Here is a 7,250-nt window from a genome sequence, read left to right as displayed (position 1 = left end):
CGTTTGCCGCCTGAGCCGATCGCTGGGCGAGTTCGCGGACTTCCTGGGCCACGACGGCAAAGCCCTTGCCGGCCTCTCCGGCGCGTGCCGCTTCGACGCCGGCATTCAGTGCCAGCAGATTGGTCTGGAAGGCGATTTCGTCGATCACGCCGATGATGCTGGAGATCTGCTGCGACGAGGCCTCGATGCGGCGCATGGCTTCTTCGGCATGCGATACGACCTCCGCGGATTTGGCGGCATTGCGGTTGGCATCCGTTGCTTCGGTGCGCGCCTCGTCGGTGCGCTTGCTCGAATTCGAGACATTGGCGGTGATCTGATCGAGCGCCGCTGCGGTTTGTTCGAGAGCGGCGGCCTGCTGTTCGGTGCGTTTCGACAGATCGCCGGCCCCCGATGCAATTTCCCTTGTGCCTTCGTCGATTGCGGCAATGGCCGTCGCGATGGCGCCGAGCGTCTGGTCGAGTTGGCGGATCGACATGTTGAAATCATGCCGGAGGTTCTCGAAATCAGCCGCGAACGGCTCTTCGATCTGGAAGGCGAGATCGCCTGAGGCAAGCCGCTTCAAGCCTGCGGCAAGACCGGATGTCGCCGCCCGCAGCCGATCGGCCGCATCCTCGTCTGCCTGCTTGCGGGCCGTGACCCGCTCGGTTTCGCCCTGCAAGCGAGCGGTCTCCGCGTCCTGCTCGAGCTGTTTGTTGGCGATCGCCGCCTGCCGGAAGACCTCGACAGCCGACGCCATCGTGCCGATTTCATCGGTGCGGCCAATCCCGCTGCAGGCAATCGCCGTGTCGCCGCCGGCGAGCCTTTGCATATCGTTGGAAAGCGAAAGGATCGGCTTGGTGACGCTCCTTCGCGTCAGGAAATAGAGGCCGAAGGCGAACAACGCGGCCGCGGCCAGAAGGGCTTTGAGAGTGATATCGACCGAGGCTTTGATGTCGGCGTTATGCTTGGAAATATCGTCCGATACGGCGGTGATCTGATCCCCGGCCTGTTCCATGGCCGTTTCCAATGTCGAGAACTGCTGCATGAATTCCGGCAGCGCCTTCAACGCCGCCGCCGGATCCTTGCCCGCAAGATCGACCATCTTCGTGGCGCTGTCGACATAGACGAGCAGCGGACGTTCGATGCCGGCAAGGACCGCTTTCGTTTTCGCGTCGGAGACGAGAGCCTTGTTGGTGTCGATCATCTCCCGGAACGCTGTCTCGTGCTCCGCCAGATCCGCCTTCACCGCGGCGGCGTCGATGCCGGCCGCCGGGTTCGATGCCAGCAAGGATGCGAGCACGTCGGCGCGCAGCGCATCATGCATCATATCGGCCTGCATGTGGTTGCGCAGAATTTGCGCCGACTGGGCGACGTCCGCGCTGTTTGCCGAAAGGGTGGCGGCAGACCAGATGCCGACCTGAGTGGCGCCGCCCGCCAAGCCGAAAATTGCGATGCTTGCAATGATAATCTTATGCTGGATCGACGGCATGTCGGCTTCTCACGTTGAATTTGAGGCGTGATAGTATCGAAACATGCTTAATGATTTCGTAGCGACCGCTTGCAAGGCGACTGGCGAAAAAGGGCTCGCCGGTGTTCGGGGCGAACCCGAGCGGATGGATAGCTGCCTGACCCGCCCGGCTGGTCCGGACACCGCTATCCCGGGCTCCTGCGACATCATCTTCATTGCGGGCTCACGGGCTTGGGCGTACCATGCAAGGCAATAGGAGAGGGACCATGAGGCTTTCAGCTCTTGTTCGATCGGCGGCAGCCGTAGCGCTGCTCTTTGCCCTCACATCCACCGACGTCACCGCTAAGGGCGGCACGCACCACAGGAGCTGTGCAGAGCTGCAGGCGATGATGGATCATGGGCTGACCGGCGGAAAACACGCCGGGGATAGTTTCAAGAGAAGGGCCAAGGTCGAACAGAAGATGAAGCAGAAGGGCTGCTAGACCTCCGCTGCGGGCGCATATGCGGCAGCAGGATGAGTGGAAGGCCGGTGTTTAGAGATCCGCAGCTGACCTACGCATCGATCGGGAAGAGCTTCAAAAACTGCCGGTCGCCTTCCGGGCTAAAGAGGATCGAGCGGCTTTCAGCCGTGCGCCGCGCCCAGCCCCTGTCGAGGAAGTTCGACAGCAGCGCCTTGCCGAGGCTGCCGGCGAGGTGGGCTCGCCTTTCGCTCCAGTCGAGGCAGGAGCGGCAAAGCGGGCGGCGCGACGATCGGAGCGCGCCGGCATCGATGCCGATGCATTTGAGATCGCTCTCGCCCTTTTCCGTCAGCGCCAGACCGTCACCGACCGCGTCGATCGAGCCTGAGGCAATAAGGCTGTCGAGCATGCGCACGCCGTAATCGCCGGCCAGATGATCGTAGCAGATGCGCGCCTTGCGCAGCGCCGGCTCCTTCGGCCCCGGCCGGTGGCGCAGATGCCCGCGTCCGGCGGCAAAACCCATCATGCTTTCGATCAGCCGGGCGACGGCCTCATCGGCCAATGTGAAATAGCGGTGGCGCCCCTGCTTGCGCTGGGCAAGCAGGCCGCCCGCTTCGAGCTTGGCCAGATGCGTGCTCGCCGTCTGCACCGTGATGCCGCCGACGCCGGCAAGCTCGGTCGCCGTCAATGCGCGCCCGCCCGTCAGCGCCGCCAGCATGTTGGCGCGGGCGGGATCGCCGATGAGCGCGCCGATCTGCGCAATGTCAGGACCTTCCTTCATACTTCGATCGTAACCGAAGCATCGCCGCCGGGCAATGTGCGAAAACGGACAGGCACAAAGGAGAACCCGATGATCACCTGCTTCATCCGCTATCAGATCGACCCCTTCAAGAAAGAGGCCTTCGCCGAATATGCCCGCAACTGGGGCCAGGTAATCCCTCGGAACGGCGCCGACCTGATCGGCTATTTCGCCCCGCACGAGGGATCGGCGACGACGGCCTATGGCGCCTACAACATCGAAAGCCTCGCTGCCTACGAGGCCTACCGCGCCAGGCTGGCCGCCGATCCGCTCGGCCGCGACAATTATGAATTCGCCAGACGCGAAGCCTTCATCCTGAAGGAGGATCGCATCTTTCTGAAAAACGTTTCCGCCCCTCACGCCAAGCTGGTGCTGCCATGATCGCCGTCATCTTCGAAGTCGTGCCCTATATGGGCGAGCGCCATAAATATTTGGATCTCGCCGGCGAGTTGCGATCCGAGCTCGAAAAGATCGACGGCTTCATCTCGATCGAGCGTTTCGAGAGCCTGACGAACCGCGGCAAGCTGCTGTCGCTCTCCTTCTTCCGCGACGAGGAAGCCGTCCGCAACTGGCGCAACCTCGAAGCCCACCGCGCCGCCCAGCAAGCCGGCCGCGGCGGCATCTTCGCCGATTACCGCCTGCGCATCGCCAGCGTCCTGCGCGATTACGGCATGTTCGAACGCGACGAGGCGCCGGCGGATAGCCGCGAGGTTCACGATGCGGCGTGAGGGTGTTTCTCCCTGGTTGGGCACGCGCAGGAGCTCCATATTAAGCGATATTTCGGCCTGGGAGATCGGCGAGGGCGGCCCCTCATCCGGCTGCCGCCACCTTCTCCCCGCTTACGGGGCGAAGGGGATATGCCGCAACTTCTCGGTCCCTCTTCAGCATCTCGCAGGGCACGTCCCCTCTCCCCGTCAGAACGGGGAGAGGGTTAGGGTGAGGGGCAATCATTAGTATGAATCGGACAGCCGTCGGCGGGATGTGGCCATCTCCCCCAGTTCAACCCGACTGCCGAATAAATTCCCGAAATCGGCCGCCCCTTCAGGCTTTGGTAACTAAGTTGCGTAACCATAACGGAGAGTTAAGCGTCAAGCGTATGAGTGAGTATCAGAATGGCATCAGTTTTTCCGCTTGCCGACCTCAAGGCTTCGATCAGGTCGGGTTCCCGGCCGGATTCTTGGGTCGACACGATCATCAAGGGCGATTGCGTCAGCGCGCTTGAAGCTTTGCCCAACCACTCCGTCGATGTCATCTTTGCCGATCCGCCGTATAATCTTCAGCTCGGCGGATCGCTGCACCGTCCCGATCAGTCGCTGGTCGATGCGGTCGACGACGAATGGGATCAGTTCGCTTCCTTCGAGGCCTATGACGCCTTCACCCGCGCCTGGCTGCTGGCCTGCCGCCGCGTCTTGAAGCCGACGGGCTCGATCTGGGTGATCGGCTCCTACCACAATATCTTCCGCGTCGGCGCCACGCTGCAGGATCTGAACTTCTGGATCCTCAACGACATCATCTGGCGCAAGACCAATCCGATGCCGAATTTCAAGGGCCGCCGTTTCCAGAACGCCCATGAGACGATGATCTGGGCGAGCCCCAACTCCAAGGCCAAGGGCTATACCTTCAATTACGATGCGATGAAGGCCGCCAATGACGATGTGCAGATGCGCTCCGACTGGCTGTTCCCGATCTGCAACGGCAATGAGCGGCTGAAGGGCGAGGACGGCAAGAAGGTGCATCCGACGCAGAAGCCGGAAGCGCTGCTCGCCCGCGTCATCATGGCCTCGACCAAACCGGGCGATATCGTGCTCGATCCCTTCTTCGGTTCGGGAACGACGGGCGCCGTCGCCAAGCGTCTCGGCCGCCACTTCGTCGGCATCGAGCGCGAGCAGGATTATATCGATGCGGCGTCCGCCCGCATCGCCGCCGTCGAGCCGCTGGGCAAGGCGGAACTGACCGTCATGACCGGCAAGAAGGCCGAGGTGCGCGTCGCCTTCAACGTGCTTGTGGAAAGTGGCCTGATCAAGCCCGGCCAGGTGCTGACCGACGCCAAGCGCCGCTACAGCGCGATCGTGCGCGCCGACGGCACCGTCGCATCAGGCGGCGAGGCCGGCTCTATTCATCGTCTCGGCGCCAAGGTGCAGGGTCTCGATGCATGCAACGGATGGACCTTCTGGCATTTCGAAGATGGGCAGTCCCTGCGCCCGATCGACGATCTCAGGTCCGTCATCCGCAGTGATCTGGCGAAGGTGGAGTGAGCAGCACTTTCGCAAGATCGAAACAGCTTCTTCCGGTTTCCTCCAGTTGCGGAAGAAGGCCAAGGCGCCCGGGGCTCGAACCCCGGGCGTCTTCTATTTTTGGCGATCTAATCGTCAGAAGGCCTGGTAGTCGGTGACGTCGACGCGGATGATGCGGCCTTCCGAATTGAAGGTAATCGTCTCCTCGCCCTCGCGGATCAGCGGCTTTCCCGTCTGGCTGTGGGTGGCACGCAGCGACCAGACGGCCCGGCCGGATAGCGGCGTCAGCGTTTCCACCAGCGAATTTTCCGCCGTCTGATCGGGATAATCGTCGAAATAGCGCCGGAAGGCGGCCATGATCTCGCCCCGCCCGGCAAGGCTGCCGACGCCGTTCGAGACATAGGTGGCGTCCTCGGCGAAATAGGCCTCGATGGTGGGGAAATCGAGGGCGTTGATGGCGGCGTGGAAGCGTTCGATTTCCTCTGCCGGGTCGAAGGCCATGGCCTCACACCTTCACGCCGTAAGCGGCGAGATCGCTGCGCAGCTTCTCGGCGCCGGAAAACAGCACTGCATTCCAGCCGAAGGCTCTCGCGCCTTCGACATTGACCGGCGCGTCGTCGATGAAGATCGTCGCGGCCGGATCGAGCCCGAAGCTCTTCGTATGGGTTTCGTAGATGGCGATATCCGGCTTGATCAGGCCGACATCGCCGGAGACGGTGACGCCGCGCGGTTTCGTCAGGAACGGGAAACGTTGCTGCGCTTCGCGAAACGTGTCGGAGGCGAAGTTGGTGAGCATGGTCACGTCCCGACCCTCGGCGATGAGCCCCTCCATGATGGCGACGCTGTCCTCATAGGCATGCGGCACCATCTCGTGCCAGTATTTGCGGAAGGCGCGGATATGCTCCTCGCGGGTCGGATGCGCTTCGATCAGCAGCGCTTCGGCTTCTGCCCAGGTGCGGCCGCGGTCCTGCTCGATATTCCAGTCATGGGTGCAGATATTGGCGAAGAACCAGTTGCGCTCGGTCTCATCGGGAATGAGCCGGCTGAAGGGAAGATGCGGATCGTAATGAATGAGGACTTTGCCGATATCGAAAACAATATGCTTTATGTCGGTGGTCATAGTCGTCCCTTGGATGATTCGAACGCGCGAGGAATAGCCGCTGCGATCGCTTTTTTCATGACGGTCGGCAAGGCTTGCGCCTCAAGATTTGTAACCGGCTCCCACCATTCGTCATCCGGGCTGACATTCGTTTTTGGCTTGCCGGCGATCGCCGCCCGCCAGATCGACAGCCGAAGCTCGAAATGGGTGAAGACGTGGATGACGGTGCCGCAGGCCTGCCAGGCCGCCTCGAAGGGTGCGGCCGCAGAAGAGGTCTCGCCGTCGATGCGTGCCGTCCAGCCTGTCGTCGGCACCTCGGCCATGCCGCCGAGCAGGCCGCTTTCGGCGCGCCGCCTGAGCAGGATCTCGCCATCCTCAGTCACCGCGATGAAGGCCGCGCCCTGCCGCACCGGCTTTTCCTTCTTCGCCGCCTTGACCGGAAAGAGTTCGGGATCGGAAAGCCTCAGCGCCTCGCAGGCGCCGCGGAACGGACAGAGCGAACAGGCCGGCCGCTTCGGCGTGCAGATCGTCGCTCCGAGATCCATCATCGCCTGGGCAAAATCGCCTGGCCGTGTCGCGGGCGTCAGCAGCGCCACCTTTTGCTTCATGGCAGGCTTTGCAGCCGGCAGCGGTGTTTCGATCGCATAGAGCCTGGAAATCACCCGCTCGACATTGCCGTCCATGACGGCCGCCTGCCGGTTGAAGGCGATGGCGGCGACGGCCGCGGCCGTATAGTCGCCGATGCCGGGGAGCGACTTCAGCCCTTCTTCGGTGTCGGGAAAGACGCCGCCATGCTCTTTCGCCACCGCCTCTGCGCATTTCTTCAGGTTGCGGGCCCGCGCGTAATAGCCGAGCCCGGCCCAGGCGGCCATGACGGCGTCGTTCTCGGCCACGGCCAGATCAGTCACCTCGGGCCAGCGCTGCAGAAATTTGGCGAAATAGGGTTTGACCGCCTGCACCGTCGTCTGCTGCAACATCACCTCCGAAAGCCAGATGTGATAGGGATCGGGCTTGACGCCACGCGCCGCCATGCCGGGCGACACGCGCCAGGGCAGGTCGCGGTGATGCCGGTCGTACCAGTCGAGCAGGGGCTTTGCGGAGGGCGTGTCGGGTGTGGTGATCGTCATGATTTGCCGGGATCGGGGGAAGTGCCTATACTTGGCGAAGCAATGCCGCGCGATCAAGCCGGTGATGCGAATTGCCTGTGCGATTG

The 7,250-nt window shown here is 62.7% G+C and carries 9 protein-coding genes; 4 read left to right on the top strand and 5 right to left on the bottom strand.

The features are described from left to right. Positions 1-1,468 (bottom strand): HAMP domain-containing methyl-accepting chemotaxis protein (locus AF337_RS32630; protein WP_049735358.1); only part of this gene is annotated, 1,468 nt, incomplete at its 3' end. Between the two features lie 245 nt (positions 1,469-1,713). Between AF337_RS32630 and AF337_RS32625 the strand changes: the two genes are divergently transcribed. Beyond that, the gene (locus AF337_RS32625) at positions 1,714-1,929 is read left to right on the top strand and encodes a hypothetical protein (RefSeq protein WP_049735357.1); all 216 of its coding nucleotides are present in this window, start codon (positions 1,714-1,716) and stop codon (positions 1,927-1,929) included. A 70-nt stretch (positions 1,930-1,999) separates the two neighbouring features. On the opposite strand, the gene AF337_RS32620 is transcribed toward AF337_RS32625, so the two are convergent. Beyond that, the gene (locus AF337_RS32620) at positions 2,000-2,686 is read right to left on the bottom strand and encodes an ArsR/SmtB family transcription factor (protein ID WP_049735356.1); all 687 of its coding nucleotides are present in this window, start codon (positions 2,684-2,686) and stop codon (positions 2,000-2,002) included. A 69-nt stretch (positions 2,687-2,755) separates the two neighbouring features. On the opposite strand from AF337_RS32620, the gene AF337_RS32615 reads away from it, so the two are divergent. From AF337_RS32615 to AF337_RS32605, 3 genes are all read left to right on the top strand, one after another. Beyond that, on the top strand, positions 2,756-3,085 hold the full coding sequence (locus AF337_RS32615) for an NIPSNAP family protein (RefSeq protein WP_049735355.1): 330 nt from the start codon (positions 2,756-2,758) through the stop codon (positions 3,083-3,085). After that, on the top strand, positions 3,082-3,432 hold the full coding sequence (locus tag AF337_RS32610) for an antibiotic biosynthesis monooxygenase family protein (RefSeq protein ID WP_049735354.1): 351 nt from the start codon (positions 3,082-3,084) through the stop codon (positions 3,430-3,432). The genes AF337_RS32615 and AF337_RS32610 overlap by 4 nt, the downstream gene beginning before the upstream one ends. A gap of 384 nt (positions 3,433-3,816) precedes the next feature. Continuing rightward, positions 3,817-4,959, top strand: a complete 1,143-nt coding sequence (locus AF337_RS32605; RefSeq protein WP_049735353.1) for a site-specific DNA-methyltransferase — start codon at positions 3,817-3,819, stop codon at positions 4,957-4,959. A 114-nt stretch (positions 4,960-5,073) separates the two neighbouring features. Here AF337_RS32605 and AF337_RS32600 read toward each other — a convergent pair whose 3' ends face one another. The 3 genes from AF337_RS32600 to mutY are packed head-to-tail and all read right to left on the bottom strand — an operon-like array spanning position 5,074 to position 7,164. Then, a complete protein-coding gene (locus tag AF337_RS32600) occupies positions 5,074-5,439 on the bottom strand; it encodes a nuclear transport factor 2 family protein (protein WP_049735352.1) in 366 nt (121 codons plus the stop codon). A gap of 4 nt (positions 5,440-5,443) precedes the next feature. Then, positions 5,444-6,058: an HAD family hydrolase gene (locus tag AF337_RS32595; RefSeq protein ID WP_049735351.1), complete on the bottom strand. Its 615-nt coding sequence runs from the start codon at positions 6,056-6,058 to the stop codon at positions 5,444-5,446. Then, entirely contained in the window at positions 6,055-7,164 is a 1,110-nt protein-coding gene (gene mutY / locus AF337_RS32590; RefSeq protein WP_049735350.1) for an A/G-specific adenine glycosylase, read from the bottom strand. Before mutY ends, AF337_RS32595 begins: the two co-directional genes overlap by 4 nt. Positions 7,165-7,250: the final 86 nt, after the last annotated feature.

Origin of the sequence: Rhizobium ecuadorense (assembly GCF_001187535.1) — a bacterium.
GTDB classification, from domain to species: Bacteria; Pseudomonadota; Alphaproteobacteria; order Rhizobiales; family Rhizobiaceae; genus Rhizobium; species Rhizobium ecuadorense.
This window is presented reverse-complemented; position numbering and strand designations above follow the sequence as displayed.